The sequence below is a fragment of the Agrobacterium genomosp. 13 str. CFBP 6927 genome (assembly GCA_900012615.1).
Taxonomy (GTDB): Bacteria; Pseudomonadota; Alphaproteobacteria; order Rhizobiales; family Rhizobiaceae; genus Agrobacterium.
Window position 1 is genome coordinate 58,500 of the sequence record LT009756.1, and the last position, 26,663, is coordinate 85,162.

The following is a 26,663-nucleotide window of genomic DNA, read 5'->3' on the forward strand; positions in this document are numbered from 1 at the left end:
TCGATGAAAATACTGAAGACAGTTACCGGCCTTGCTGCCGCCGCTGCCGTTTCCCTTTTTGCGCTGTCCGCATCCGCTCAGAACTATCCAGAGCGCAACATCACCATGGTCGTGCCTTTTGCCGCCGGTGGTCCGACGGATACGGTTGCGCGTCTTGTCGCTGAATCCATGTCGAAGGATCTCGGCCAGCAGATCATCGTTGAAAATGTCGGCGGTGCGGGTGGCACACTGGGTGCAGGCCGCGTGGCGGCAGCCGATCCGGACGGCTACACCGTTCTCCTGCATCATATCGGCATGGCGACGAGCGCCACGCTCTATCGCAAGCTCGCCTATGATACGCTGAACGCGTTCGAATATGTCGGCCTGGTCACGGAAGTTCCGATGACCATCCTGTCGCGCAAGAACCTCGAGACCAAGGATCTCAAGGGTCTGATCGATTATGCCAAGGCGAACAAGGACAAGGTAACCGTCGCCAATGCCGGCATCGGCGCCGCTTCGCATCTGTGCGGCATGCTGTTCATGAGCGCCATTGAGACACCGCTCGTCACCGTTCCCTACAAGGGCACAGGCCCGGCCATGACCGACCTGCTCGGCGGCCAGGTCGACATCATGTGCGACCAGACCACCAACACCACCAAGCAGATCCAGGGCGGAACCGTGAAAGCCTATGCCGTGACCTCGGCCAAGCGGCTTGATGTGCTGCCGGATGTACCCACGGTCGCCGAATCGGGCTTGCCGAAGCTTGAGGTCGGCATCTGGCACGGCATCTACACGCCCAAGGGCACGCCTGCTGAAATCAACGAAAAACTCTCCAAGTCGCTGCAGATCGCGCTGAAGGACAAGAATGTCGCGGCTCGTTTTGCCGAACTCGGCACCACGCCTTCGCCGGAAAGCGATGCGACGCCCGCCGCCCTGAAAACCAAGCTTGAAAGCGAAATCGCTCGCTGGAAGCCGGTGATCGAGTCCGCCGGCCAATATGCCGACTGATGGTCAAAGCAATCGCCGGCGGCACCCTGCCGCCGGCTTTTTGCCATCGATTTAAAGCGCGGATCGGTGTGTCACCGGCCGCAATGGAGGGGCATCTTTCATGAAGTCGTTATTTAATGACCCTGCCGAGGCAGTCTGCGGGGCAATTTTCATGGGACTTGGCGTCTTTTTCGCCTTGCAGTCTTATGGGCTGGAGATCGGAACCGCCTTTCGCATGGGACCGGGCTATTTCCCGCTCGTTCTCGCAATCATCCTGATCCTGCTCGGTGGCGTCATATTTCTGCGGTCGGCCCGCCCCGCCGGGGAAGGTATCGGAGCGATCGCCTGGCGAGGCATATTTTTCATCCTGCCCGCGCCAATCTTCTTCGGTTTCACTGTCCGGGGCCTCGGCTTTGTGCCGGCGCTTTTTTTCAGTGCCCTTATCGCGGCCTTCGCCTCCCACAAGATGAGCCCGCTCATGGCGGTCATTCTTTCCGCAGCCATCACGGTCTTTTCCGTCGCTGTTTTCAATTACGGTCTCGGCCTGCCGTTCCAGCGCTTCGGCCCCTGGCTTAAATTTTGAGGTGCTGCGATGGATTTGCTCGATAATCTTGCTCTCGGTTTCGTCACCGCCTCGTCGCTGGCAAACCTGTTCTTCTGCCTGATCGGCGTGCTGCTCGGTACCCTGATCGGCGTGCTGCCCGGCATCGGCGCGACGGCGACCATCGCCATGCTGCTGCCGATCACCTTCCAGCTCGAACCCGTCTCATCGCTGATCATGCTCGCCGGCATTTATTATGGCGCGCAATATGGCGGCTCCACCACGGCCATCCTGATCAATATGCCTGGCGAATCGTCCTCTGCCGTCACTGCCATCGATGGTTACCAGATGGCGCGCAAGGGCAAGGCGGGTGCCGCACTCGCCATTGCTGCCATCGGTTCGTTCTTTGCCGGCACGGTATCCACCTTTCTCGTGGCAATCTTCGCCCCGCCTCTGACGGCGATTGCGCTGGAGTTTGGCGCGGCGGAATATTTCTCGCTGATGGTCGTCGGCCTCGTTTCGTCGATCGCACTTGCCCATGGCTCCATCGTCAAGGCGCTGGCCATGGTGGTGCTCGGCCTGCTGCTCGGCTTGGTCGGCACCGATATCTATAGCGGCACGCCGCGCTTCACCCTCGGCATCCGCGAGTATGCCGATGGCCTGAACTTCGTTGCGGTCGCTGTTGGCGTCTTCGGCATCGCTGAAATCTTGCGCAATCTCGAGAATGAACGCACCCGGTCGGTGCTGATCGCCAAGGTCAGCAGCCTGATGCCGTCGAAGGAGGATTTCAAGCGTATGATCGGCCCGGTGCTGCGCGGCACGGCCATCGGTTCCGCACTCGGCATCCTGCCGGGCGGCGGCGCAATCCTCGCTGCCTTCGCTTCCTACACCGTGGAAAAACGCGTCTCCAAGAACCCGGAGGAATTCGGGCATGGCGCGGTTGCCGGCGTGGCCGGTCCGGAATCCGCCAATAATGCTGGCGCCCAGACCTCCTTCATTCCGTTGCTCACCCTTGGCATCCCAGCCAACCCGGTTATGGCGCTGATGATCGGTGCGATGATCATTCAGGGCATCGTGCCGGGCCCCAACGTTGCGACCGAGCAGCCGGCGCTGTTCTGGGGCATCATCGCGTCCATGTGGATCGGTAATCTGATGCTCGTCATCCTGAACCTGCCCCTGATCGGGCTGTGGGTGAAGCTGTTGACGGTGCCCTATTACGTGCTGTTCCCCATCATCATGGCTTTCTGCGCCATCGGGGTTTACAGCGTCAATTCAAACGTCTTCGATCTCTATGCCGTCGCCTTTTTCGGTTTCATCGGTTACGTGTTGGTGAAATTGCGCTGCGAGCCGGCGCCGCTGCTTCTGGGTTTCGTGCTTGGCCCGCTGCTGGAAGAGAACCTGCGCCGCGCCATGATCCTGTCGCGTGGCGATCCGATGACCTTCGTCACGCGTCCGATCAGCGCCACCCTGCTTTTTATTGCGCTTGCGGTGTTGATCGTCGTCTTCCTGCCAAGCGTGAAGAAAAAGCGCGAAGAAGTCTTCGTCGAAGAGGACTGAGCAAAATCAGGAAAAATTCGGACGCCGGTGATGGAAACGTCGCCGGCGTTTTTTGTTGAGTCGATCATTATGACGAATCCGGTTCACGAAAGCGGCGTATGGTTGACTCGAAGCTCGTAAGGCACAAGGAAGGGCGGGAAAGAGAGGTCGATATGACGTCGGAAACCGAAAAACGGATCATCGCGCTTGAGGAAACGATCGCGCATCAGGCCAAGGCCGTGGAGGAACTGTCCGATCAGCTGGCGGAGCAGTGGAAGGTGGTGGAACAGACCCGCGCCAAGCTCGACCGCTTGACGGAGAGGTTTCTGAGTCTGGAGGAGCAATCGCTGGACGCGCCTGCAATCACCCGTCCGCCGCATTACTGACAGGGAAGACCCAATGAAAAAAGACACAGCCGCACTTGCCGCCGATATCGTGGATTTCTGGAGGAAGGCGGGACCTGAAAAATGGTTCGACAAGGATGCCGCCTTCGACAACCACTTCCACGACCGTTTCCGCGACGCCCATTTTGCCGCCGCGAGGCGCGAACTGGATGACTGGCTGGGGGAGCCGGAAAGCAGTCTGGCGCTGATGCTTCTGCTGGATCAGTTTCCGCGCAACTGCTTTCGTGGCACCGCGCATATGTATGCGACCGATCCGCTGGCGCGGTTATTCGCCGACAAGGCGATCCGCCGGGGCCATGATCAGGCGCTGGGCGAGGATTTGCGCGTCTTTTTTTATCTGCCCTTTTCTCATGCGGAAGACCTGCAGGATCAGGAGCGTGCCTGCACTCTCAACCAGCCGCTTGGCGGGCTTTATCTGCACCATGCTGAAGAGCATCGCGATATCGTCCAGCGCTTCGGCCGTTTTCCGCACCGCAACGACATATTGCTGCGGGAAACGACGCCGGAGGAACGGCTATATCTGCAGGAAGGCGGTTTTTCCGGCTGATCTGAACAAAAACGCCGCCTGTCCCGAAAGACGGCGGCGTTTATCATGATGCGTAACGACGATAATCAGCCGTCGAAAAATTCCTTCATCCGGGCAAAGAAGCCGGTCGATTCCGGATTGTTCTCCTTGGAGGATAGCTGCTCGAACTCCTGCAACAGCTCGCGCTGACGTTTGCTGAGTTTCTGCGGCGTCTCGATCTGGATCTGGATATAGAGATCGCCCGTCTGCGCCGAACGCAGCACCGGCATGCCCTTGCCCTTCAGACGGAACTGCTTGCCTGGTTGGGTGCCTTCCGGAACCGTGACACGCGACTTGGTGCCGTCGAGCGTCGTGACATCGAAAGTGCCGCCAAGTGCCGCCGTGGTCATGGAAATCGGCACGGTGCAATAAAGATCGGCGCCGTCGCGCTGGAAGAACTCATGCGGCCGGACCGACAGGAAGATGTAAAGATCGCCCGCCGGGCCACCGCGCATGCCTGCCTCGCCTTCGCCCTGCAGGCGAATGCGGGTGCCATCCTCGATGCCCGAGGGAATGTTGACCGAGAGCGAACGCTCTTCCGTCACACGGCCCTGGCCGTGGCACTTGCCGCAGGGGTCGGAAATCGTCTGTCCGCGACCATGGCAGGTCGGGCAGGTGCGTTCCACCGAGAAGAAACCCTGCGCCGCGCGTACGCGGCCGGAGCCCTGACAGGTGGCGCAGGTCTTCGGCTGCGTGCCGGGTTTGGCGCCGGAGCCGGAACAGACGTCGCAGGTGATCGAGGTCGGAACCCTGATCTGCGCCGTCTTGCCGGCAAAGGCTTCCTCCAGCGTGATTTCCATGTTGTAGCGAAGGTCGGCGCCGCGCTCACGCCCGCCGGAAGAGCGGCGTGCGCGTCCACCACCCATCATCTCGCCGAAGATGTCCTCGAATATATCGGAGAAGCCGCCATTGGCGAAACCGCCGCCGCCCATGCCACCGCCGCCCATGCCGCCATTTTCAAATGCGGCGTGGCCGAAACGATCATAGGCCGCACGCTTCTGCGGGTCCTTCAGCGTTTCGTATGCTTCGTTGATTTCCTTGAATTTCTGCTCGGATTCGGCGTTATCCGGGTTCTTGTCCGGATGATATTTCATCGCGAGTTTGCGGAAGGCGCTTTTCAGCTCTTTTTCGTCCGCGGTCTTGCTGACGCCAAGTGTTTCGTAAAAGTCTGCTTTCGCCATTAAGATAACAAGCCCCGCAAATGGATTTCCGGCTGCACGTCGGCAGCCGGATGTCTTGCATATGGTGTGAGGAGTAGGGAAGCCACGCGATTATGCGGACTTCTTGTCGTCCTTGATTTCTTCATAGTCGGCATCGACGACGTCGTCCTTGCCGCCTTCAGAAGCGTCGCCGGCCTCGGCCTGCTGCGCTTCGTAGATGGCCTGACCGAGCTTCATGGAGACTTCCATGAGGGTCTGGGTCTTCGCCTGAATGTCGTCGGCATCCGGCTCGGAAGCTTCAACCGCCGTCTTCAGGCTGGCAATGGCGTCTTCGATGGCCTTGCGGTCCGTCTCGGAAACCTTGTCACCATATTCCTTCACCGACTTCTCGGTGGAGTGAATGAGGCTTTCGGCCTGGTTCTTGGCCTCGACACCCGCACGACGCTTCTTGTCGGCTTCGGCATTGGCTTCAGCGTCCTTGACCATCTTTTCGATGTCGGCGTCGGAAAGACCACCGGAGGCCTGGATGCGGATCTGCTGTTCCTTGCCCGTCCCCTTGTCCTTGGCGGATACCTGCACGATGCCGTTGGCGTCGATATCGAAGGTCACTTCGATCTGCGGAACGCCGCGCGGCGACGGCGGCAGGCCGACGAGGTCGAACTGGCCGAGCAGCTTGTTGTCCTGCGCCATTTCGCGCTCGCCCTGCGAAACGCGGATGGTCACGGCCGACTGGTTGTCTTCGGCGGTCGAGAAGGTCTGGCTCTTCTTGGTCGGGATCGTCGTGTTGCGATCGATCAGACGGGTGAAGACGCCACCGAGCGTTTCGATGCCGAGCGACAGCGGGGTCACGTCGAGCAGCAGAACGTCCTTGACGTCGCCCTGCAGAACGCCGGCCTGAATGGCGGCGCCCATGGCGACCACTTCATCCGGGTTCACGCCCTTGTGCGGCTCCTTGCCGAACAGCTGCTTGACGACTTCCTGCACCTTCGGCATGCGGCTCATGCCACCGACGAGAACGACTTCATCGATCTCGGAAGCGGAAACGCCGGCATCCTTGAGTGCTGCCTTGCACGGTGCGACGGTGCGCTGCACCAGATCGTCCACCAGGCTTTCGAACTTGGCGCGGGTCAGCTTCAGCGTCAGGTGCTTCGGACCGGAAGCATCGGCCGTGATGAACGGCAGGTTGATTTCGGTCTGCTGCGAGGACGAAAGTTCGATCTTTGCCTTTTCCGCAGCTTCCTTGAGGCGCTGCAGAGCGAGCTTGTCGTTCTTCAGGTCGATGCCCTGATCCTTCTTGAACTCGCCGGCCAGATATTCGACCAGACGCATGTCGAAGTCTTCACCACCAAGGAAGGTATCGCCGTTGGTGGACTTCACTTCGAAAACGCCGTCGCCGATTTCCAGAACGGAAATATCGAAGGTACCGCCGCCAAGGTCGTAAACGGCGATGGTCTTGCCGTCCTTCTTGTCGAGGCCATAGGCAAGCGCTGCCGCGGTCGGCTCGTTGATGATGCGCAGAACATCAAGGCCGGCAATGCGGCCAGCATCCTTGGTTGCCTGGCGCTGGGCGTCGTTGAAGTAGGCCGGAACGGTGATGACGGCCTTCTCGACCTTTTCGCCGAGATAGGATTCAGCTGTTTCCTTCATCTTCTGAAGGATCATCGCGGAAATCTGCGACGGGGAATAATTCTTGTCCTGCGCCTTCACCCAGGCGTCGCCATTGTCGCCCTTGACGATTTCGAAGGGGACGAGGGCCTTGTCCTTTTCAACGGTCGGGTCTTCATAACGACGGCCGATGAGGCGCTTGACCGCAAACAGGGTGTTGGTCGGGTTGGTGACCGCCTGGCGCTTGGCCGGCTGGCCGACAAGGCGTTCGCCATCGTCGGAAAATGCCACCATGGACGGCGTGGTGCGCGCGCCTTCCGCGTTTTCAATTACTTTCGTGTCCTTGCCGTCCATCACTGCGACGCAGGAATTGGTCGTGCCAAGGTCGATACCGATTACTTTTGCCATGCTCTTCTCTCCTTGAAGCGAGCCGTCGGAACCCCGTGAGGCATTCCATTGACAACTCCTTGACTTGGATTTGCAGTATTCGCTGCAGTTATGCGGCGTATATAAGGAGCGATTTTTCCTGCTGCAAGGCGCAAGAGAGGGGGAAGCGCAGCAAAAAAGCGCAAGAAACCCCTGTCTGTGCAGAAGCATAGCCATCAAGGCTTGCGGAAGCGGGAAAACGCGACTTGGACATTATGCTGTCCCGCCATCAGATGCGATGGCGGCGGTGGAGAACGAGCTCCGATTCCGAAGCGGTTTTGACCGCTTTCGCGATTATGGGGCTTATGGTGGGCCGGAAGGGTCTCACGCCTCGCGAGGCACTCTCTCTTTAATCATGCTGCAAATGGCGTCGATAACCGTCTGGTCAAGTGCGCGCGGCATGTCGTGTCCCATTCCCTTGATCGGCAGATAAATCGCGTCTGGAATCGAAAGCGCCGTATCATAACCGCAGGCCGGCGGGATCAAGGGATCATCCGTTCCATGAATGATGAGCGTCGGCACCGTGATCGTCGCCAGACGTGAGCGCCGGTCCCCAGCCACGGCCATGCCGGCGATCTGCCGTGCCACGCCACCGGGATCATGGTCGCGATGCACCTCTTCCAGCAAAAGGGCGCGATGGGCGTCTTCGTTGAACGGATAACCCATGCCGGCAATCCGGCACGCGAAAGCAAGACGTACAGCCAGAAACCCTTCCTGATCGATGGTGGGATCAGGGGCGGGGCGCATCATCATCGCCATGACATCGGGTGCCGCCTGCGGCAGGGCGGGATTACCGGTGCTCGACATGATCGAAGTCAGGGAAAGGACACGGTCAGCGTGATCGCTAGCAAGAATTTGTGCGATCATGCCGCCCATGGAGCGGCCGACGACATGAGCCCTCGCGATGCCGAGCGCATCGAGAAGGCCGACGGTGTCCTTCGCCATATCGCTGAGCGAATAGGGGACGTCCGGCCGGCGTCCCGCCATCAATTCAGCCGCAAGGGTGCCGAAATCCGGTGTGGGAGAGGCGCTGAAATGGGTGGAATATCCGGTATCCCTATTGTCGAAGCGGATTACGCGATACCCTCTCGCGGCCAGGTCCTGGCAGAAAGGCTTCGTCCAGCGGATCATCTGTGTTCCCAGTCCGGAAATCAGTAGGATCGCCTCATTCGCGGCATCGCCAAAACTGTCCCAGGCGAGTTCGATGCCATTGGATTTTGCAATGTTCATGGCTGCCCTCCATCGGCAATCATTGGAACGACTTTCGTGACGGTGCGGAAGACAGGGAGCGCGTCACGAATACGCAGGATCGGTCGGGCCGAATGCGAGACGCAGGGCGTAAGTCCTGATATCTGCGGGCCATGAGGCGAGCCGTTCTTCCAGCGCGGGGCGATCATCAGCAAAAAGGGCACGTGTCGCCTCTTCGTAACCGGGCAGATTTCCCGCGATCGCCTGCATGAATCGATACGCGGCCTCCTGCGCCACTCGCCTTTGCTGGTGCGGATCCATTGCCTTCCGGGCCTCTTCTACCAGACGCCGTAGAGTGGCAGAAGCGCCGCCGGGCTGGCCTGCCAGCCATTCCCATTGCCGTGGCAGCAACGTCACTTCGCGGGCGACAACTCCGAGTTTCGGCCGGCCGCGGCTTTTCTGATCCCGATCTTCCTCCAAAAGCGTCGCGTCGGCGGTGTCGGCCCTCGGACGATACCGTCCCGCCAATGTCTTGAGAGGCTGAGACAGCCGTTCAACGATGTCCGCATCGGTACCGCGCAGATCGAGATCGACAACACGGCCCGTCGCATCATCGAACACAAGCACGGCGGCGTCGGTCTCGCCTGATCGGCCAATTGCAATGGCCACTTCGGCCAAAGGGCCGGTGAACAGCAATTTATTGCCGGAAAATGCGGTGCAAGTTTTGCTCGAGGAATTGGACATGTCGCGCTCGCCGAAATGGATGTGCGCTTAATACCCGGGTAAAATACGATTCGTCAATTATATCCGGGTAAAATTAATGCCGTTCGAAAAAGCTCGTTCAGCGAAGGTGGAATTGGAATTTACCATGGTCAGGGATTGGCACGCCGCAGCGCGCGAGAAACCTGCGCTGACGATTGCCCGTGAACTCTTCGAGGCCGTTCCAGATTATGGCGATGTCCTGATAACGATCCGCGTCGATGCAGCTGATAGCGGCGGAGAGGGACCTGAAAAGAGCGAAGCCAGCCATGGTAGGCGTCGCGCAGCTGCTCGGTGATGTTTTATGACGCGCGGTGAAATGGCGGACAGGGTGGGATTCGAACCCACGGTACGCTTTCACGCACACACGCGTTCCAGGCGTGCGCCTTAAACCACTCGGCCACCTGTCCTTTTTCAAATCTGCATGTTTTGAAGAATGCAAATCACTGGAACGGCGCGATATATACCGATGAATTCGCAGGGATCAACACGAATCTGACAGTTTTTTGAAATGTCGGCAATTTCCTGCGTTCCGATGCGATTGCAAAGCGGTTTTCCCGCCTTTATCGATGCATTATAGGTTTCAAAACATGGCTGCCCGACCGGCGGCTCGTAAGCGAGGTGTCCCCGATGAAAGCTTTTTTGCGGTTTTTGAGCTTTCTTTTCCTCGTGGCGGCGGTTTTTCTGGGTGTGCTCGATTCGATCCGCTCGGTTTCCACATCCTCGGTCAACATCACCGGCATCCTGTCCGTCTGGAACTATCTTCTTCCTGCCTCGCGCACCATGGTGGAAGCGGCCATGGCTCACTATATTCACCCTGAAGCGTGGCGCTTCGTTGAAAATGCCCTGTCGACGGTGCCGGCATTTGCCGTTTCCCTGGCGCTTTCCCTGCTTTGCTGGATGGCGGGTTACAGGAAACACAAGGCGATGAGGCGTTTGTCGGCCTGACTTTTGTCTGTTGAATCGGGCGCGCCCGCAGATGTGAACCATGAGAAGCGGCGGAACTGGCCGCATGGAGGACCGAATGTTCCTGTTCGATACGCTTTCAAAAAAAACGACGATGCCGACCGAAGAAACCGCTTTGCCCGGACGCGAAGAGGCCCTTGCGGTGCCGGAAAACCATTTCGTCAATGGCCGGCCTTTGAAAGGGCCTTATCCCGATGGTCTTGAAACCATCTATCTCGGCATGGGCTGCTTCTGGGGTGCGGAACGGCTGTTCTGGAAAACGCCGGGCGTGTGGGTGACAGCGGTGGGTTATGCTGGCGGCTTTACCCGCAACCCGACCTATCAGGAGACGACGACGGGCCAGACGGGCCACGCCGAAGTGGTCAAGGTTGTTTACGATCCGGCTGTCATCTCGCTCTCGGGCCTGCTCAAGATATTCTTCGAGGAGCATGATCCCACTCAGGGAATGCGGCAGGGCAACGATGTCGGCACGACCTATCGTTCCGCCATTTACGCGACGACGGAAGGCCAGCTGCAGCAGGCGCAGAAGGCGCGTGACGCTTTTCAGGACGCCCTGGAGACGGCGGGCCATGGCAGCGCTATCACCACCGAGATCGGGCCGCTTGAAACATTTTATTACGCGGAAGACTATCATCAGCAATATCTTGCCAAGAACCCGGGTGGCTACTGCGGCCTCAGGGGAACAGGCGTAAGCTGCAATATCGACTAGATTTTTTGCAGCTTTGGCCGGTGGAAAGACTAAAAAAGCGCCAGATTAAAGTTTTTCCACCGGGTCAAAAAAACCGGATGAATTTTTCATTGAGCCATGCAAGGATATGGGCCAAGCACAGCCGGGGAAACGGCTGGCGGTTCCGCAGACATTCCCGGTCAACGGGTTTGCGGGAGGACCCTAATAATATCAATTGCAACAACAGGGCTGCACAATGAAAAAATCCCTTCTGACACTTTTTGCGCTTGCCGCAATGTCGGCTTCTGCGCTCGCGGCGGATATCAAGCCGGCGCTGGTCTATGGCACGGGCGGCAAGTTCGACAAGTCGTTCAACGAAGCCGCTGCGGCCGGCGCTGAAAAGTTCAAGGCAGAAACGGGCATCGAGTTCCGCGATTTTGAACCGACCAGCGACACGCAGGGCGAACAGGCCATCCGCAACTTCGCCAGCAAGGGCTTCAACCCGGTCGTCGCCGTGTCCTTCGCCTGGACCTCGGCCATGGAAAAGGTCGCGGCCGAATTCCCCGATACCAAGTTCGTCATCGTCGATTCCGTCGTCGAACTGCCGAATGTCCGCTCCGTCGTCTACAAGGAGCATGAAGGCTCTTATCTCGTCGGTCTTCTGGCCGGCATGGCCTCCAAGACCGGCAAGGTCGGCTTCATCGGCGGCATGGATATTCCGCTGATCCGTAAGTTCGCCTGTGGTTATGCGCAGGGCGCAAAGGCTGCCAACGACAAGATCGAAGTCTTCCAGAACATGACCGGCACCACGGGTGCGGCCTGGAACGATCCGGTGCGCGGCGGCGAACTCACCAAGAACCAGATCGACCAGGGTGCGGACGTGATTTACGCGGCAGCCGGCGCGACGGGTATCGGTGTGCTGCAGACTGCCGCCGACAACAAGAAGTTCTCGATCGGCGTCGATTCCAACCAGAACCACCTGCATCCGGGTTCGGTTCTGACCTCCATGGTCAAGCGCGTCGATCTGGCCGTCTACAATGCCTATAAGGATGCCAAGGACGACAAGTTCACCCCCGGCATCGTTGCGCTCGGTGTCAAGGAAGACGGCGTCGCCTACGCTCTCGACGACAACAACAAGGCCCTGATCACGCCGGAAATGACCGCCGCCGTGGACAAGGCGAAGGCCGATATCATCTCCGGCGCCGTCAAGGTTCATGACTATATGGCGGATAATTCCTGCCCGAAATGATATGATATGTAACGGGGGCGCATGATGTTTTTCATCTTGCGCCCTTTTCATATCCAGCCTTCGGAAAGGTTTCGGTTTGAGTATGGACCCTGCAATCGAACTGGTGGGCATCGACAAGAAATTCGGTGCCGTTCACGCCAACAAGAATATCAATCTGACCGTCGCCAAGGGCACGATCCACGGCATCATCGGGGAAAACGGCGCCGGGAAATCGACCCTGATGTCGATCCTCTACGGATTTTACCAGGCGGATGCCGGCGAAATCCGGGTCAATGGTGCGCCGATCGTGATCCGCGACAGCCAGGCCGCGATCAATGCCGGCATCGGCATGGTGCATCAGCATTTCATGCTGGTGGAAAATTTCACCGTGCTGGAGAACGTCATGCTCGGCGCGGAAGGCGGCGCGTCGCTCGCCAAGGGCCGGGCGGCGGCTCGCAAGGAATTGCAGCGCCTCGAGGACGATTACGGTCTGGAAGTCGATCCGGATGCGGTCATCGAGGAACTGCCGGTTGGCCTGCAGCAGCGCGTCGAAATCCTCAAGGCCATGTACCGTGGCGCCGAAATCCTGATCCTCGACGAGCCGACCGGCGTTCTGACGCCAGCTGAGGCCGATCACCTTTTCAAGATACTCGGCGTCCTGCGCGAGCAGGGCAAGACCGTCATCCTCATCACCCACAAGCTGCGCGAGATCATGGCGATCACGGATTCCGTCTCCGTCATGCGCCGCGGTGAAATGGTCGCGACCCGCAAGACCTCCGAAACCAGCGTCGAGGAACTGGCCGAACTGATGGTTGGCCGCCGCGTGCTGCTCAGGGTGGAAAAGGGCGAGACGACACCGGGCGATGTTCTGCTCTCCATTCGCAATCTCACTGTCAAGGACAGTCGCGGCGTCACCATGGTGGACGATGTCTCGCTCGATGTCCGTGCCGGTGAAATCGTCGGCATCGCCGGCGTGGCGGGCAATGGCCAGTCTGAGCTGCTCGAAGCCATCGCCGGCATCCGCAAGCCCTATTCGGGCGAGATATGGGTGGATGGCCAGAAGGTGGACCGTCCCGATCCGGCGATCTTGCGCAAACTTGGTCTGGCGCATATCCCGGAAGACCGCCACCATATGGGGCTGGTGCTGAAATTCGAGGAATATGAAAACTCCATCCTCGGTTATCACCATGATGAGAGATACGGTAAAGGACCTTTCCTCAACCCCGAGGCCATCCGCAGGGATGCAGTCGAAAAGATCGAGAAATACGATATCCGCCCGCCGAATCCGCAGCTGAAGACCGCGAATTTTTCCGGCGGCAATCAGCAGAAGATCGTCGTGGCCCGCGAAATTGAACGCGACCCCAAGATGCTGATTATCGGCCAGCCGACCCGCGGCGTGGATATCGGCGCCATCGAATTCATCCATCGCCGCATCATTGAAATGCGCGATGCCGGTAAGGCGATTTTGCTGGTTTCGGTCGAACTCGATGAAATCCGTTCCCTTTCGGACCGGATCATGGTCATGTTCGCCGGGCGTGTCGTTGGAGAAAAAACGGCGGAAGCCGAAGAACAGACGCTGGGCCTGATGATGGCCGGCATCGCCGCATGAGGCATGAATGAGTACCGCTTCCGTACCCCTACCAAACTGGATCAGCTACGGCCTGTTGCCGTTGCTGAACGTCGTCACCGCCTTTCTGATTTCCGGCCTCGTTGTCTGGTCCATCGGTGAAAACCCGCTGGCAGCCCTTCGTCTGCTCATTGAAGGCGCGCTCGGCCGTGGCGATGCCATCGGCTTCACGTTGTTTTACACGACGAGCTTCATCTTCACCGGCCTCTCCGTCGCAGTCGCCTTTCATGCCGGCCTGTTCAACATCGGCTCCGAAGGTCAGGCCTATATTGGCGGGCTGGGTGCCGCGCTGGTGGCGCTGGCGCTTGATCGTTACGTGCCATGGTATGTGACGATGCCTTTCGCCGTCATTGGTGCCGCGCTTTTTGGCGCGGCCTGGGCCTTCATTCCGGCCTGGCTGCAGGCCAAGCGCGGCAGCCACGTCGTCATCACCACCATCATGTTCAACTTCATCGCGGCTGCGCTGATGGTCTATCTGCTGGTGAATGTGCTGATCGTGCCGGGCAAGATGGCGCCGGAAACGCGCACCTTTCTGCCGGGCGGGCAATTGCCGAAGCTGGACTGGCTGATGGCGCTGTTCGGCCTCAAGCTTGGGCCGGCGCCGTTCAACGTCTCCTTCATCATCGCGCTGGTCATGTGCTTCCTCGTCTGGGTGCTCATCTGGCGTACCAAGCTCGGTTATGAGATGCGCACGCTCGGCATCAGCCCGTCGGCCGCCATCTATGCCGGCATTCCCTATGCGCGTACCGTCATCATCGCCATGCTCATTTCCGGCGGCCTGGCGGGCATGATGGCGCTGAACCCGGTCATGGGGGCTTCCGCCCGTCTGCAGGTGGAATTCGTCGGCGGTGCTGGTTTCGTTGGCATTGCCGTGTCGCTGATGGGGCGGAGCCATCCGCTTGGCATCATCTTCTCGGCATTGCTGTTCGGCATTCTCTATCAGGGCGGTGCGGATCTTTCTTTCGAGATGCCGAACATTACCCGCGAGATGATCGTGGTGATCCAGGGTCTGGTGATCCTGTTTGCCGGCGCGCTGGAATATATGTACCGGCCGGCGGTCGTCCGCATCTACCAGCGTTTGGCAAAGGGGTGAGCTGATATGGATTTTTTCGATATGCTGGTCAGCATCCTCGGCTCGACCGTCCGCCTCACCATACCGCTTCTCTTCACCGCACTTGCCGGGCTTTTTTCCGAACGTGCCGGCGTGTTCGATATCGGGCTTGAAGGCAAGATGCTGGCGGCGGCCTTCGCCTCTGCCTGCGTTGCCTATCTCACGGCAGATCCATGGGCCGGTCTGCTGGCGGGCATCACCGTCTCCATCCTCTTCTCGCTGATCCATGGTTTCGCCGTCATCACCAATCGCGGCAACCAGATCGTGTCGGGCGTGGCGCTGAACTTCATCGCCGCCGGCCTGACGGTGGTTCTGGGGCAGGCCTGGTTCGGGCAGGGCGGCCGCACGCCGCAATTGCCGTCTGAGGGCCGCTTTGCGCCGATCATCCTGCCCGGTGCGGATGCGATGCGCGAGGTGCCTTTCATCGGCCCGCTTTATGCCAATGTCATTTCCGGCAACAACATCCTCACCTATCTCGCCTTTCTGGCGGTGCCGCTCTCCTGGTGGGTGCTTTACCGCACCCGGTTTGGCCTGCGTCTGCGCGCCGTCGGTGAAAACCCGGGCGCGGTGGACACGGCCGGCATTTCGGTGACATGGATGCGCTTCCGCGCCGTCATCGTTGCCGGTTTCCTCTGCGGTTTCTCAGGCGCTTATCTCGCCGTTGCGCAATCGGCGGCCTTTATCGCCAACATGTCGGCCGGCAAGGGCTATATCGCGCTTGCAGCGCTGATCTTCGCGAAATGGAAGCCGGTGCCGGTCATGTTCGCCTGCCTGCTCTTCGGTTTTCTGGATGCCTTCGCCAACTTCATGCAGGGCAAATCCGTGCCTGGTATCGGCGAGGTGCCGGTGCAGATCTTCCAGGCCATGCCCTATATTCTGACCTGCATCCTGCTTGCCGGTTTCATCGGCGTCGCCAAGCCCCCCAAGGCCGGTGGCGTTGCCTATGCGAAGGAGCGTTAAACTCATGTCCTCCAACCCGACATCTCATGCGTTGTTCGAGGCAGCGGTTGAGGCCATGGCCTTTGCCCATGCGCCCTATTCGAAATTTCCAGTCGGCGCGGCCATCCGCGCCGACGATGGAAAAATCTACAAGGGTGCCAATATCGAAAACATCTCCTTCCCGCAGGGCTGGTGCGCGGAGCCTTCCGCCATCAGCGCCATGATCATGGGCGGAGCAAAGAAGATCAGCGAAATTGCCGTCATCGCCGAAAAGCTTGCTCTTTGCCCACCCTGTGGTGGCTGCCGGCAGAAGATCGCCGAGTTCGCGACGCCGGAAACGAAAATCTATCTCTGTGACGAAACCGGCGTCCAGAAGGTCATGACCATGGAAGAGCTCTTGCCTGCCAGCTTCAAGACCGAGTTACCCTGATGACGGACACCCTGATCGATATTCTGGTGGAGCGCCTGAACGGCCTGATGCCGCGCGTCGCCATCGTCCTCGGCTCGGGCCTCGGTTCGCTGGTGGAAGAAGTCAGCGATCCGGTCCGGGTGCCCTATGCCGAGCTTCCCGGTTTTCCCGCAAGCGGCGTTTCCGGCCATGCGGGCGAGCTGGTGGCCGGTTATCTCGGCGGCGAGCCTGTCATGATGCTTTCCGGCCGGGTGCATTTTTACGAAAAGGGCGATCCGGGCGCCATGCGGGTCGTCATCGAAGCGCTGGCCGGTCTCGGCGTGCAGTCGCTCATTCTCACCAATTCGGCAGGTTCGGTCAGGCAGGACATGCCGCCCGGCTCGGTCATGCAGATCACCGATCACATCAACTATTCCGGCATGAACCCGCTGATTGGCGAGGAAAGCGATCGCCGCTTCGTCGGCATGACCACCGCTTACGATCCCGATCTGATGCTTGCCATGCGCAACGCCGCCATCCGCGCCACGGTGCCTCTGTTCGGCGGTGTCTATATGTGGTTTTCCGGCCCGAGCTTCGAAACGCCGGCGGAAATCCGCATGGCGCGGCTGCTGGGGGCGGATGCCGTTGGCATGTCCACCGTGCCGGAAGTCATCCTTGCGCGCTTTTTCGGGATGCGCGTTGCCGCCGCATCGGTTATTACCAATTACGGTGCCGGCATGACCGGCGCGGAACTGAGCCATGAAGAAACCAAGGATATGGCTCCCGTGGGCGGCAAGAGGCTTGCTGCCATTCTGAAGGAAATGATCGCAGGAGGAGCGTGACCATGGAACTCCAGCGTCCGCGCGAAGCGGCTGCCCTCACCCTGTCCTTGCTGGACCTGACCAATCTCAAGGAAGACTGCACGCCCGAGCAGATCGCTGCTTTGTGCCAGCGGGCGCATACGGAGTATGGCAATACGGCCGCGATCTGCATCTGGCCGCGCTTCGTGGCGCAGGCCCGCGCTGCTTTCGGAAAAGACCATGCTATCCGCATCGCCACGGTCGTCAATTTTCCTTCGGGCGATCTCGACATCGCGACCGTGGTTGCCGAAACCGAGGCGGCGATCCGTGACGGCGCTGACGAAATCGATCTCGTCATTCCCTACCGCAAATTTATAGCGGGCGATGAAACAGCGTTGTCCACCATGGTGGCGGCCGTTCGCAAAGCCTGCGCAGCACCCGTGCTGCTCAAGGTCATTCTTGAAACCGGCGAATTGAAGGACAAGGCGCTGATCCGTCGCGCATCCGAACTCGCCATTGCCGAAGGGGCCGATTTCATCAAGACCTCGACCGGCAAGGTCGCGATCAATGCCACGCTGGAGGCAGCCGACATCATGTTGCAGGCGATCCGCGACAGCCGGCAGAAGGTCGGTTTCAAGCCCGCCGGCGGTATCGGCACGGTGGAAGACGCCACGCTTTACCTCAGGTTGGCGGAAACCATCATGGCGCCCAACTGGGCCATGCCGTCCACCTTCCGTTTCGGCGCTTCCGGTGTTCTCGATGATGTGCTGAACGTGCTGGCCGGCGGCGAGCCCGCCAAGGCCGCCAGCGGGTATTGAGCTTGATCCCGCAGGAAATCATTCGCCGCAAACGTGATGGCCTGTCACTTGAGCCTCGGGAGATTGCCGCTTTCATAGAGGCGCTTTCGAAAGACGGCATCTCGGAAGGCCAGGCGGCTGCCTTTGCCATGGCGGTGTTCTTTCGCGGCATGAGCCGGGATGAGATGGTGGCGCTGACGCTCGCGATGCGCGACAGCGGTGAGGTCCTGTCCTGGAGCGATCTCGGCAGGCCGGTGGCGGACAAGCACTCCACCGGCGGTGTTGGCGATAACGTCTCCCTGATGCTCGCCCCCATCGTTGCCGCCTGTGGTCTCGCCGTGCCGATGATTTCCGGCAGGGGCCTTGGCCATACCGGCGGCACGCTGGACAAGCTGGAAGCGATCCCCGGTTACAATGTCATGCCGGACGAGACGTTGTTTCGCCGGACGGTAAAGACGGTCGGCTGCGCCATCATCGGCCAGACGGGCGATCTCGCCCCCGCTGATAAACGTCTTTATGCCATTCGCGATGTGACCGCGACGGTGGATTCCATACCGCTGATTACCGCCTCCATCCTGTCGAAAAAGCTTGCGGCCGGGCTGCAGACGCTGGTTCTGGATGTGAAGGTCGGCAACGGTGCTTTCATGCAGAGCGTCGAGGATGCCCGCAATCTGGCCCGCGCGCTGGTCGATGTGGCGAATGGCGCAGGCCTGCCGACAACGGCGCTGATAACCGACATGAACCAGCCGCTTGGCGATGCCGCCGGCAACGCGGTCGAAATCATCAATTGTCTGGATTTTCTGGCCGGTCGCAAGGCCGGCACCCGTCTTGAAAAGGTGGTCCTGTCCTTTGCGGCGGAAATGCTGGTGCAGGCGAAAAAGGCGGCCACGCTGGAGGAAGGAGAGGCGCTGGCGTCGGCTGCGCTCTCCTCCAGCCGGGCGCTGGAAATCTTTGCACGGATGGTTTCGGCACTGGGCGGTCCATTGGACTTCGTTGAGCACCCGTCCCGCTATCTGCCTTCTGCGCCGGTCATTCTTCCGGTTCTGGCAGAGCGTAGCGGCTTGCTCGCCTCCTGCGCCACGCGTGATCTTGGCATGGTTGTCGTCGAACTCGGCGGCGGCAGAAAAAAGCCATCGGACACGATCGATCCTTCTGTTGGTATCTCGGACATTATCCCGCTCGGTACGAAAGTGGAAAAGGGCGAGTCGATCGCCATTGTCCATGCTGCTTCCAGGGAGGAAGCAGAACGTGCGGTGAAAAGGGTAGCGGCCTGCTACGGAATTGCTGACAGCGCGCCAGAGATCGATGCGCCCATTCTCGAGCGGATCACTTGACCAGCCGCATCTCGCCGCCCGATACCTTGAAAGACGACAATTGCTTCAGGAAACTCATGCCGATCAGCATGTTGCTAAGCGCATTGTCCTTCAGCACCATGGCGTCGACGTTCTGAACTCGGATAGCGCCGATCTCCACCCGGTCGAGCTTCACATAGGCTGCCATGGTCTGACCATTGGCCGTTGAAATTGCATATTTAAAATCGAGGCTGTTGACGCCGTGGCCCAGCCGGCGCGCAATCGTCTCGTTGATGGCGACCATCGAAGCGCCGGTATCGACAAGCCCGTCGAAGGACTTGCCATTGATGCGGAAGGTAGCGTTGAAGTGGCCGCGGGCATCCGCTTTCAGATTGACGCCGCCCAGCGAAACGGGCTCCGGTTTGGTCGCTTCGGGTCTGGCTTCCGCTTTCTCGATGCTCGTTTCCGGGCGCGGCTGAAATTTTTCCACCAGAGCCGGAATCTGCGTCGCACCGACCGAAAGCCCAACAAGCAGAAAAATCGCGCGCGTCAGCAAGTCGTTGCTCCTCCAGGGGCAGGTTATTCTTGCCGAGAATAGACGCAAAACATGCTGAAACCTTAAAAGAAAAAGCCATTCGCCGCTGGTGGAGGCGGCGAATGGCTCAAACGGTTAAGCAATGATGAACGGGTTTATTTGGTGCCGTACATGCGGTCGCCGGCATCGCCGAGACCGGGAACGATATAACCCTTCTCGTTCAGATGGCTGTCGATCGCGGCGGTGTAGATATGCACATCGGGATGCGCTTCGCGGAAGTTCTTGATGCCCTCGGGTGCCGCCAGCAGACACAGGAAGCGGATATTCTTCGCACCGCGCTCCTTCAGCTTTTCCACCGCGGCGATGGAGGAATTGCCGGTTGCCAGCATCGGATCGACAACGATGATCAGGCGCGCATCGAGACTTTCGGGAGCCTTGAAGTAATATTCGACAGCTTCCAGCGTGTCATGATCGCGATAAACGCCGATATGGGAAACGCGCGCCGAAGGCACAAGCTCGAGCATGCCTTCCAGGAGGCCGTTGCCGGCGCGCAAGATAGAGGCGAAAACCAGCTTCTTGCCTTCGAGCACGGGGGCTTCGATGGTTTCGAGCGGCGTATCGATGGTTTCCATCGTCATTTCAAGGTCGCGCGTCACTTCATAGCAGAGCAGCGTTGAAATTTCCCTGAGCAGGCGGCGGAAGCCGGCCGTCGAGGTTTCCTTCTTGCGCATGATGGTAAGTTTGTGCCGCACCAGCGGATGTTCGATGACTGTGACGCCGTCCATGAAACTGGCCTTCCTTTTTATCTTATGCCCTGTAATTCACCGAAAGTGCGTTTTTCGCAAGCCTTCTTCGCGGTTTTACCCCCGCGAACCGCAGCGTCAGGCGCCATTGAGTTTCGCAAGCAGTCGCGCGCGTGTTTCCTCGTCCACGAAGGCGCATTCCAGTGCGGTCCGTGTCATACGGTTGATCTCGGCATCGCTGAAGCCGAACTCATCCGCAGCCAGCGCATATTCCCGCGCAAGCGAGGTAAAGAAGAATGGCGGGTCGTCGGAACTGATGCAGACACGCACTCCGGCATCGCTGAGAGCTCTCAGCGGGTGGCTGGCAAAATCAGGATAGACGTTGAGCGCGATATTCGAGCCGGGGCAGACTTCCAGAACCGTTCCCGCCTCGGCCAGCCGGGCGATAAGACCGGCATCTTCGATGGCGCGCACGCCATGGCCAATACGCGCAGGTTTGACGAGGTCGAGCGCGTCGGCAACGCTTTCCGGCCCGCAAACCTCACCGGCATGGATGGTCAGCCCGAGGCCTGCATCGCGGGCAATGTCAAAGGCGCGGGCATAGTCTGCAACGCGGCCCATGCGCTCTTCGCCGGCCATGTTGAAGCCGGTCACCAGCGGGTGCCGGGCGCGGGCCGCATATTCGGCCGCCGCGATCACCCGGTCAGGACCGAAATGCCGCTCGCCGGTCACGATGATGCGGGTTTCGATGCCGGTTTTTTCCTTCGCGACGCGGATGCCTTCGGCAATGCCGGCCAGATAGGCGTCGGCGCCGAGCCCGATGCGGTCGCCATGATCGGGCGAAATGATCAGCTCGCTATAGATGGTATTGGCTTCGGCAAGTTCGGTCAGATAGGTTTCAGTCAGGACGGCATAATCCTCATCCGTCTTGAACACCTGCGCCACCGCGTCATAACAACGGATGAATTCGGCGAAATCCGACCAGACATATTGGCCGTCCCGCAGAAAACCGCTGGTGTCGATGCCGTATTTCTCCGCCTGTTTCGCAACGAGGGCGGGCGGGGCCGCACCTTCGAGGTGGCAGTGAATTTCCGCTTTCAGTAAATGCGATGTCAAATGAAGCTCCTGCCGTGAGAACCGGCCTCGATGCCAAGATGGTGGGCGATGCTTTCGCCTATATCGGCGTAGCTTGAACGGATGCCGACGTCGCGCGAGCGGATGCCCGGTCCGAATGCCATGATCGGCACCCTTTCGCGTGTATGGTCCGTGCCCCGCCAAGTGGGGTCGCAACCGTGGTCGGCGGTGAGAAGGGCGATATCTCCCGGTTTCATCTTGCGATGGATTTCGGGAATACGGGCGTCGAAAGCCTCAAGGGCGGCGGCATAACCAGCAACGTCGCGGCGATGGCCATAAAGCATGTCGAAATCGACGAAATTGGTGAAGACAAGATCGCCGTTTTCGGCTTCATCGATGGCCTGCAGCGTCGCATCCATCAGGGCGCTGTTGCCATTTGCCTTGATGATGCGCGAGACGCCCTGATGGGCGTAGATATCGCCGATCTTGCCGATGGCATGCACCTTGCGCTCCGCCTCCACCAACCGGTCAAGCAGGGTCGGCTCGGGCGGCAGAACGGAGAAGTCGCGGCGGTTGCCGGTGCGTTCGAAGGTGGCGGCGGTCTCGCCGATGAAGGGGCGCGCAATGACACGGCCGATATTGAGCGGATCAAGCAGCTTGCGCACCGCCTCACAAAGCGCGATGAGCCGCTCCAGACCGAAATGCGTTTCGTGCGCGGCGATCTGGAAAACGGAATCGGATGAGGTGTAGCAGATCGGTTTGCCGCTTCTGATATGGTCTTCGCCGAGCTCGGCGATGATCTCGGTGCCGGAAGCATGGCAATTGCCCAGAATGCCGGGGATATCGCCTTCCCTGCAAATCGCTTCCACCAGTTCCGGCGAAAACGCATCGCCTTCCGTCGGGAAATATCCCCAGTCGAAGGTTACGGGCGTCCCGGCGATCTCCCAGTGGCCGGACGGGGTATCCTTGCCTTTTGAGATTTCGCTGGCGGAACCGTGCAGGCCGAAAATACGCTCCGGCAGCTCCATGCCTGCGGGAATGTCGCCGCTTGCCTGTTTCGCGATCTCCAGCAAGCCGAGCGAGCACATGTTCGGCAGTTTCAGCGGACCGGAGCGAAGCCCCGCTTTGTCGGCAGCGCCCGCGGCACAGAATTCCGCGATATGGCCGAGCGTGTTTGCGCCAAGATCGCCATAACGCTCCGCGTCGGGTGCGCCGCCGACGCCAAAGGAATCCAGAACGAGAAGAAATGCTCTTGCCATAACTCACCGAAACAAAATGCGCCGACGGGCAATGTCAGGCCGAACTGTCGTTATAGATCAGCAAAACGTGAAGAAGAAAGTGATTTTATGAACCATCCGGTAAAACCGGCCGCTTAGTCTTCGTCCCGTTTCGATTTCGGTGCATTGAGATTGCGCAGAACGTACCAGCCGGCAGCAACCACCATGGCCGCCAGAATATACCACGTAACGGCATAGGAGAGGTGGTTGTTGGGGAAGGTGAGCATGGTCTTGCCGCCGATCGGCAAGCCGCCCGGATTGGGTGTCGCATCAGCATCGACATAGAACGGCGCGACATCGGAAAGGCCGGATGCCTGCGATATTTGCGGGATGTTACGGGAATACCAACGGCCATTTGCCGGATCGTTGGTTCGAAGGAAAAGCCCGCCGGTTTCCGGCGCACGCATCAATCCGACGATCTCGACATTTCCGGCGGGTTCACCTTCCCGTCTGGAGGATGGGTCCCGTTTGTCGGAAGGCACGAAACCGCGATTGACGATAACGCTTGAACCGTCGTCGCGTCTGAGCGGCGTCATCACCCAGTAGCCGGGGCCGAGATCGCTGACCGTATAGACCTGAACTTGCCTGTCGTTGAGGAAGGTGCCCGACAATTTTACGCGGCGATATTCATAGCCTGCGGGATCGGCAAGGGCCGGCCACTCGGCGGCGGCAGGGGCCTCGACAGGGGCCGCATGGGCGCGGGCCTCGATGCGTTGGATGAGATCGAGCTTCCAGGAAAGACGTTTGACCTGCCATGTTCCGAGCGCAAGCAGAGAGCCCGTCAGGATGATGGTTAAAAACAGGACGACGATTGCCGCGGGGCGGATACGGCGCTTCTGCGGGGCGGTTGTCGATGGATCGGTCATGATTTCACAGTCCTTGCAAGGCCATGCGGCTTGCCGCGGCAGCGCTTTCGGCCGCAGGCATCCGGTCTTCCAGCAAATAACCCCATAAATCGCACCACGATTCATGGGGTTATGTGTTGGTGCGTTAGCCGGCCCGCCGGAAACCCGGCAGGCCGTTGATTTATGCTGCTCAGGGCAGGTTCTTCACATCTTCGATGTGCAGCGGCATCATGTTCTTGTTCATGTTGTACATGACCCAGAGCGAGCCGGAGAGCGTGATCAGGAGCACCACGACGGTGAAGATCAGCGCCATGAAGGTCCAGCCGCCTTCGGACTTGGTGTCCATGTGCAGGAAGTAGATCATGTGCACGAAGATCTGGATGACGCCGAGACCCATGATCGCGATGACCAGCAGGGTCTTGTTTTCAAGAACGTCGCCCATGACCAGCCAGAAGGGGATCGCCGTCAGGATAACCGACAGGACGAAGCCGATCATGTAGCTCTTGAAGGTGCCGTGGCTCGCGCCATCATGGTGATGGTCGTCGCCATGCGCGTCGTGGTGTGCGTGTGCTTCGGAACTCATCAAAGAACTCCCATGAGATAGACGAATGAGAAGACGCCGATCCAGATGACGTCAAGGAAGTGCCAGAACATCGAAAGGCACATCAGGCGACGCTTGTTTGCTGCGATCAGGCCGTGCTTGGAGACCTGGAACATCAGCGTGACGAGCCAGATGATACCGAAGGTGACGTGCAGACCGTGCGTACCGACCAGCGCGAAGAAGGCCGACAGGAACGCCGAACGCTGCGGACCGGCGCCTTCCGCGATTAGGTGATGGAACTCGTAAAGTTCCACGGCGAGGAAGGCGAGGCCGAAGAGGCCGGTGACGCCAAGCCATACCAGTGTCGACTTCACCTTCTTCTTTTCCATTTCCAGCATGGCAAAGCCATAGGTGATGGAGGAGAAGAGCAGGAAGCCGGTATTGATCGCCACCAGCTTGAGATCGAACAGGTCGGCGCCCGAAGGGCCGGCCGCATAGTTGCGGCCGACAACGGCATAGGTGGCAAACAGGGTCGCGAAGATGAGGCAGTCGCTCATCAGGTAGAGCCAGAAGCCCAGCGAGGTGCCGTTCTCCGGGTGGTGGTCTTCTTTCAGATAGAAGACCGGTGGTTCAGCGCCGTCGACGCTTTGTGCAGGTGCATGAGCCATATTCGTTACGCCTGTTCAGCAAGCAGCTTCGTACGTTCCGCCTCGACTGTCGAAACATCGGAAGCCGGAATGTAGTAATCGCGGTTGTAGTTGAAGGTATGGGCGATCGAGACCGCGATGATGGCGAGCATGGACAGAGCCGCCAGCCACCAGATGTGCCACACCAACGCAAAGCCGAGCACCACGCTGATGGCGCTGATGATCACGCCCGCACCGGTATTCTTCGGCATATGGATCGGGATGTAACCTTCAAGCGGACGGACATAACCGCGCTTCTTCATATCCGCCCAGGCGTCGACGTCATGGACGACCGGCGTGAAGGCGAAGTTGTAGGCCGGCGGCGGCGACGAGGTCGACCATTCCAGCGTACGCCCATGATAGGGATCGCCGGTAACGTCACGCAGCTGATCGCGCTTGAGGAAGCTGACGATGAGCTGGATGACGAAGGAGGCGATGCCGAGCGCGATCAGGAAGGCGCCGAAGGCCGCGATCACGAACCAGATCTGCAGCGAATTGTCTTCGAACTGGCTGATACGGCGGGTCACGCCCATCAGGCCGAGAATGTAGAGCGGCATGAAGGCGAAATAGAAGCCGATGAACCAGAACCAGAAGGACAGCTTGCCCCAGAAAGGATCGAGGCGGTAACCGAAGGCCTTCGGGAACCAGTAGACGATACCCGCGAGCACACCGAACACAACGCCGCCGATGATGGTGTTGTGGAAGTGGGCGATGAGGAACAGCGAGTTGTGCAGCACGAAGTCCGCCGGCGGAACGGCGAGAAGAACGCCGGTCATGCCGCCGATGACGAAGGTAATCATGAAGCCGATCGTCCACAGCATCGGGACATCGAACTTGATGCGGCCCTTATACATGGTGAAGAGCCAGTTGAAGATCTTGGCACCCGTCGGGATCGAGATGATCATCGTGGTGATGCCGAAGAAGGCGTTCACGCTTGCGCCCGAACCCATGGTGAAGAAGTGGTGCAGCCACACGACATAAGCGAGGATGGTGATGACGCCCGTGGCGTAGACCATCGAGGCATAACCGAAAAGGCGCTTGTTGGAGAAGGTCGAGACGATTTCCGAGAAGACGCCGAAAGCCGGCAGCACCAGAATGTAGACTTCGGGATGGCCCCAGATCCAGATGAGGTTGACATACATCATCGGATTGCCGCCGAGATCGTTGGTGAAGAAGTTCGTGCCAACGTAGCGGTCGAGGGTGAGAAGCGCGAGCGTGCCGGTCAGGATCGGGAACGAGGCCACGATCAGGATGTTCGAACACAGCGATGTCCAGACGAAGATCGGCAGACGCATCATGGTCATGCCAGGCGCGCGCATCTTGATGATCGTCACGATCAGGTTGATGCCTGAGAGTGTCGTTCCCACACCGGCGATCTGCAGACCCCAGATGTAATAATCCACCCCGACGCCCGGACTGCCATCGATGCCCGAAAGCGGCGGATAGGCGAGCCAGCCGGTCTGCGCATATTCACCCACGAACAGCGAGATCATGGTGATGACGGCGCCGGCCGTGGTCATCCAGAAGGAGAAGTTGTTGAGGAAGGGGAACGAAACGTCGCGTGCGCCGATCTGCAGCGGCACGACGAAGTTCATCAGACCCGTGATCATCGGCATGGCCATGAAGAAGATCATGATGACGCCGTGCGCCGTGAAGATCTGGTCGTAATGGTGCGGCGGAAGGTAACCTTCCGATCCGCCAGAGGCGATAGCCTGCTGGACGCGCATCATGATGGCATCGGCGAAACCGCGCAAAAGCATGACCAGCGCCAGGATGATGTACATGATACCGATCTTCTTGTGATCGATGCTCGTGAACCATTCATTCCAGAGATAGCCCCAGAGGCGGAAATAGGTGAGGGCGCAGACGACGGCGATACCGCCCAGAGCCACGGCCGCGAAGGTCGCGACGAGAATGGGCTCGTGAAGCGGGATGGACTCCCATGTCAGCTTCCCGAACAGGAACGACGTTTGATCGGAATTGACGATCATTTTTAG

Annotated in this window: 28 protein-coding genes and 1 tRNA gene; 16 read left to right on the top strand and 13 right to left on the bottom strand. The window is 59.4% G+C overall.

Annotated features, from left to right (window positions below):
- The first annotated feature begins 3 nt into the window (after positions 1-3).
- From AGR13A_RS00270 to AGR13A_RS00290, 5 genes are all read left to right on the top strand, one after another.
- Complete coding sequence (locus AGR13A_RS00270) at positions 4-987, top strand: tripartite tricarboxylate transporter substrate-binding protein (protein ID WP_080836395.1); 984 nt, start codon at positions 4-6, stop codon at positions 985-987.
- 100 nt (positions 988-1,087) lie between these two features.
- Positions 1,088-1,549, top strand: coding sequence for a tripartite tricarboxylate transporter TctB family protein (locus AGR13A_RS00275; protein WP_035240376.1), 462 nt, complete (start codon positions 1,088-1,090; stop codon positions 1,547-1,549).
- Positions 1,550-1,558: 9 nt separating this feature from the next.
- A complete protein-coding gene (locus AGR13A_RS00280) occupies positions 1,559-3,064 on the top strand; it encodes a tripartite tricarboxylate transporter permease (RefSeq protein WP_035219655.1) in 1,506 nt (501 codons plus the stop codon).
- Positions 3,065-3,216: 152 nt separating this feature from the next.
- A complete protein-coding gene (locus AGR13A_RS00285; protein ID WP_035219653.1) occupies positions 3,217-3,429 on the top strand; it encodes a SlyX family protein in 213 nt (70 codons plus the stop codon).
- A gap of 13 nt (positions 3,430-3,442) precedes the next feature.
- Positions 3,443-3,994: a DUF924 family protein gene (locus AGR13A_RS00290; protein ID WP_080832989.1), complete on the top strand. Its 552-nt coding sequence runs from the start codon at positions 3,443-3,445 to the stop codon at positions 3,992-3,994.
- A gap of 65 nt (positions 3,995-4,059) precedes the next feature.
- Here AGR13A_RS00290 and dnaJ read toward each other — a convergent pair whose 3' ends face one another.
- From dnaJ to AGR13A_RS00310, 4 genes are all read right to left on the bottom strand, one after another.
- On the bottom strand, positions 4,060-5,193 hold the full coding sequence (dnaJ, locus tag AGR13A_RS00295) for a molecular chaperone DnaJ (RefSeq protein ID WP_035219642.1): 1,134 nt from the start codon (positions 5,191-5,193) through the stop codon (positions 4,060-4,062).
- 90 nt (positions 5,194-5,283) lie between these two features.
- Positions 5,284-7,185 carry a molecular chaperone DnaK gene (dnaK, locus tag AGR13A_RS00300; protein ID WP_035219639.1) on the bottom strand — a complete coding sequence of 634 codons (1,902 nt, stop codon included), beginning with the start codon at positions 7,183-7,185 and terminating at the stop codon, positions 5,284-5,286.
- A gap of 342 nt (positions 7,186-7,527) precedes the next feature.
- Positions 7,528-8,433 (bottom strand): alpha/beta fold hydrolase, encoded by a 906-nt coding sequence (locus AGR13A_RS00305; protein ID WP_035219633.1) that lies wholly within the window; start codon positions 8,431-8,433, stop codon positions 7,528-7,530.
- Positions 8,434-8,496: 63 nt separating this feature from the next.
- A complete protein-coding gene (locus AGR13A_RS00310) occupies positions 8,497-9,135 on the bottom strand; it encodes a DUF2239 family protein (RefSeq protein WP_080832990.1) in 639 nt (212 codons plus the stop codon).
- A 76-nt stretch (positions 9,136-9,211) separates the two neighbouring features.
- On the opposite strand from AGR13A_RS00310, the gene AGR13A_RS24415 reads away from it, so the two are divergent.
- On the top strand, positions 9,212-9,448 hold the full coding sequence (locus tag AGR13A_RS24415; protein WP_139785995.1) for a hypothetical protein: 237 nt from the start codon (positions 9,212-9,214) through the stop codon (positions 9,446-9,448).
- 22 nt (positions 9,449-9,470) lie between these two features.
- Here AGR13A_RS24415 and AGR13A_RS00320 read toward each other — a convergent pair.
- Positions 9,471-9,560: transfer RNA gene (locus AGR13A_RS00320), tRNA-Ser, on the bottom strand.
- 220 nt (positions 9,561-9,780) lie between these two features.
- On the opposite strand from AGR13A_RS00320, the gene AGR13A_RS00325 reads away from it, so the two are divergent.
- From AGR13A_RS00325 to deoA, 10 genes are all read left to right on the top strand, one after another.
- Positions 9,781-10,098, top strand: a complete 318-nt coding sequence (locus AGR13A_RS00325; protein WP_080832994.1) for a hypothetical protein — start codon at positions 9,781-9,783, stop codon at positions 10,096-10,098.
- Positions 10,099-10,174: 76 nt separating this feature from the next.
- Positions 10,175-10,825, top strand: coding sequence for a peptide-methionine (S)-S-oxide reductase MsrA (gene msrA, locus AGR13A_RS00330; protein WP_080832996.1), 651 nt, complete (start codon positions 10,175-10,177; stop codon positions 10,823-10,825).
- 214 nt (positions 10,826-11,039) lie between these two features.
- Positions 11,040-12,032: a BMP family lipoprotein gene (locus AGR13A_RS00335; RefSeq protein ID WP_004439166.1), complete on the top strand. Its 993-nt coding sequence runs from the start codon at positions 11,040-11,042 to the stop codon at positions 12,030-12,032.
- A gap of 82 nt (positions 12,033-12,114) precedes the next feature.
- Complete coding sequence (locus AGR13A_RS00340; RefSeq protein WP_080832999.1) at positions 12,115-13,620, top strand: ABC transporter ATP-binding protein; 1,506 nt, start codon at positions 12,115-12,117, stop codon at positions 13,618-13,620.
- Positions 13,621-13,627: 7 nt separating this feature from the next.
- Positions 13,628-14,731, top strand: coding sequence for an ABC transporter permease (locus tag AGR13A_RS00345; RefSeq protein WP_035219624.1), 1,104 nt, complete (start codon positions 13,628-13,630; stop codon positions 14,729-14,731).
- 6 nt (positions 14,732-14,737) lie between these two features.
- A complete protein-coding gene (locus tag AGR13A_RS00350; protein ID WP_003493080.1) occupies positions 14,738-15,709 on the top strand; it encodes an ABC transporter permease in 972 nt (323 codons plus the stop codon).
- A 4-nt stretch (positions 15,710-15,713) separates the two neighbouring features.
- Positions 15,714-16,118, top strand: a complete 405-nt coding sequence (locus tag AGR13A_RS00355) for a cytidine deaminase (protein WP_080833002.1) — start codon at positions 15,714-15,716, stop codon at positions 16,116-16,118.
- Positions 16,118-16,918: a purine-nucleoside phosphorylase gene (locus tag AGR13A_RS00360; RefSeq protein ID WP_080833004.1), complete on the top strand. Its 801-nt coding sequence runs from the start codon at positions 16,118-16,120 to the stop codon at positions 16,916-16,918. The genes AGR13A_RS00355 and AGR13A_RS00360 overlap by 1 nt, the downstream gene beginning before the upstream one ends.
- A gap of 2 nt (positions 16,919-16,920) precedes the next feature.
- Positions 16,921-17,694, top strand: a complete 774-nt coding sequence (deoC, locus tag AGR13A_RS00365; RefSeq protein ID WP_035219618.1) for a deoxyribose-phosphate aldolase — start codon at positions 16,921-16,923, stop codon at positions 17,692-17,694.
- Complete coding sequence (deoA, locus tag AGR13A_RS00370) at positions 17,691-19,007, top strand: thymidine phosphorylase (RefSeq protein ID WP_080833008.1); 1,317 nt, start codon at positions 17,691-17,693, stop codon at positions 19,005-19,007. The genes deoC and deoA overlap by 4 nt, the downstream gene beginning before the upstream one ends.
- Here the strand turns inward: deoA and AGR13A_RS00375 are convergent.
- The 8 genes from AGR13A_RS00375 to cyoB form a co-directional block, all read right to left on the bottom strand.
- The gene (locus AGR13A_RS00375; RefSeq protein WP_080833011.1) at positions 19,000-19,521 is read right to left on the bottom strand and encodes a TIGR02281 family clan AA aspartic protease; all 522 of its coding nucleotides are present in this window, start codon (positions 19,519-19,521) and stop codon (positions 19,000-19,002) included. The two genes, deoA and AGR13A_RS00375, sit on opposite strands and share 8 nt — an antisense overlap.
- 134 nt (positions 19,522-19,655) lie before the next feature.
- Entirely contained in the window at positions 19,656-20,285 is a 630-nt protein-coding gene (gene upp / locus AGR13A_RS00380) for a uracil phosphoribosyltransferase (protein WP_003524359.1), read from the bottom strand.
- Positions 20,286-20,381: 96 nt separating this feature from the next.
- A complete protein-coding gene (locus AGR13A_RS00385; RefSeq protein WP_080833014.1) occupies positions 20,382-21,359 on the bottom strand; it encodes an adenosine deaminase in 978 nt (325 codons plus the stop codon).
- On the bottom strand, positions 21,356-22,576 hold the full coding sequence (locus tag AGR13A_RS00390; protein WP_080833017.1) for a phosphopentomutase: 1,221 nt from the start codon (positions 22,574-22,576) through the stop codon (positions 21,356-21,358). Before AGR13A_RS00390 ends, AGR13A_RS00385 begins: the two co-directional genes overlap by 4 nt.
- A gap of 113 nt (positions 22,577-22,689) precedes the next feature.
- A complete protein-coding gene (locus AGR13A_RS00395) occupies positions 22,690-23,460 on the bottom strand; it encodes an SURF1 family protein (RefSeq protein WP_080833018.1) in 771 nt (256 codons plus the stop codon).
- Between the two features lie 169 nt (positions 23,461-23,629).
- On the bottom strand, positions 23,630-24,022 hold the full coding sequence (cyoD, locus tag AGR13A_RS00400; protein WP_035219607.1) for a cytochrome o ubiquinol oxidase subunit IV: 393 nt from the start codon (positions 24,020-24,022) through the stop codon (positions 23,630-23,632).
- Positions 24,022-24,648 carry a cytochrome o ubiquinol oxidase subunit III gene (gene cyoC / locus AGR13A_RS00405; protein ID WP_035219604.1) on the bottom strand — a complete coding sequence of 209 codons (627 nt, stop codon included), beginning with the start codon at positions 24,646-24,648 and terminating at the stop codon, positions 24,022-24,024. Before cyoC ends, cyoD begins: the two co-directional genes overlap by 1 nt.
- 5 nt (positions 24,649-24,653) lie before the next feature.
- Positions 24,654-26,657: a cytochrome o ubiquinol oxidase subunit I gene (gene cyoB / locus AGR13A_RS00410; protein ID WP_080833020.1), complete on the bottom strand. Its 2,004-nt coding sequence runs from the start codon at positions 26,655-26,657 to the stop codon at positions 24,654-24,656.
- Positions 26,658-26,663 lie beyond the last annotated feature (6 nt).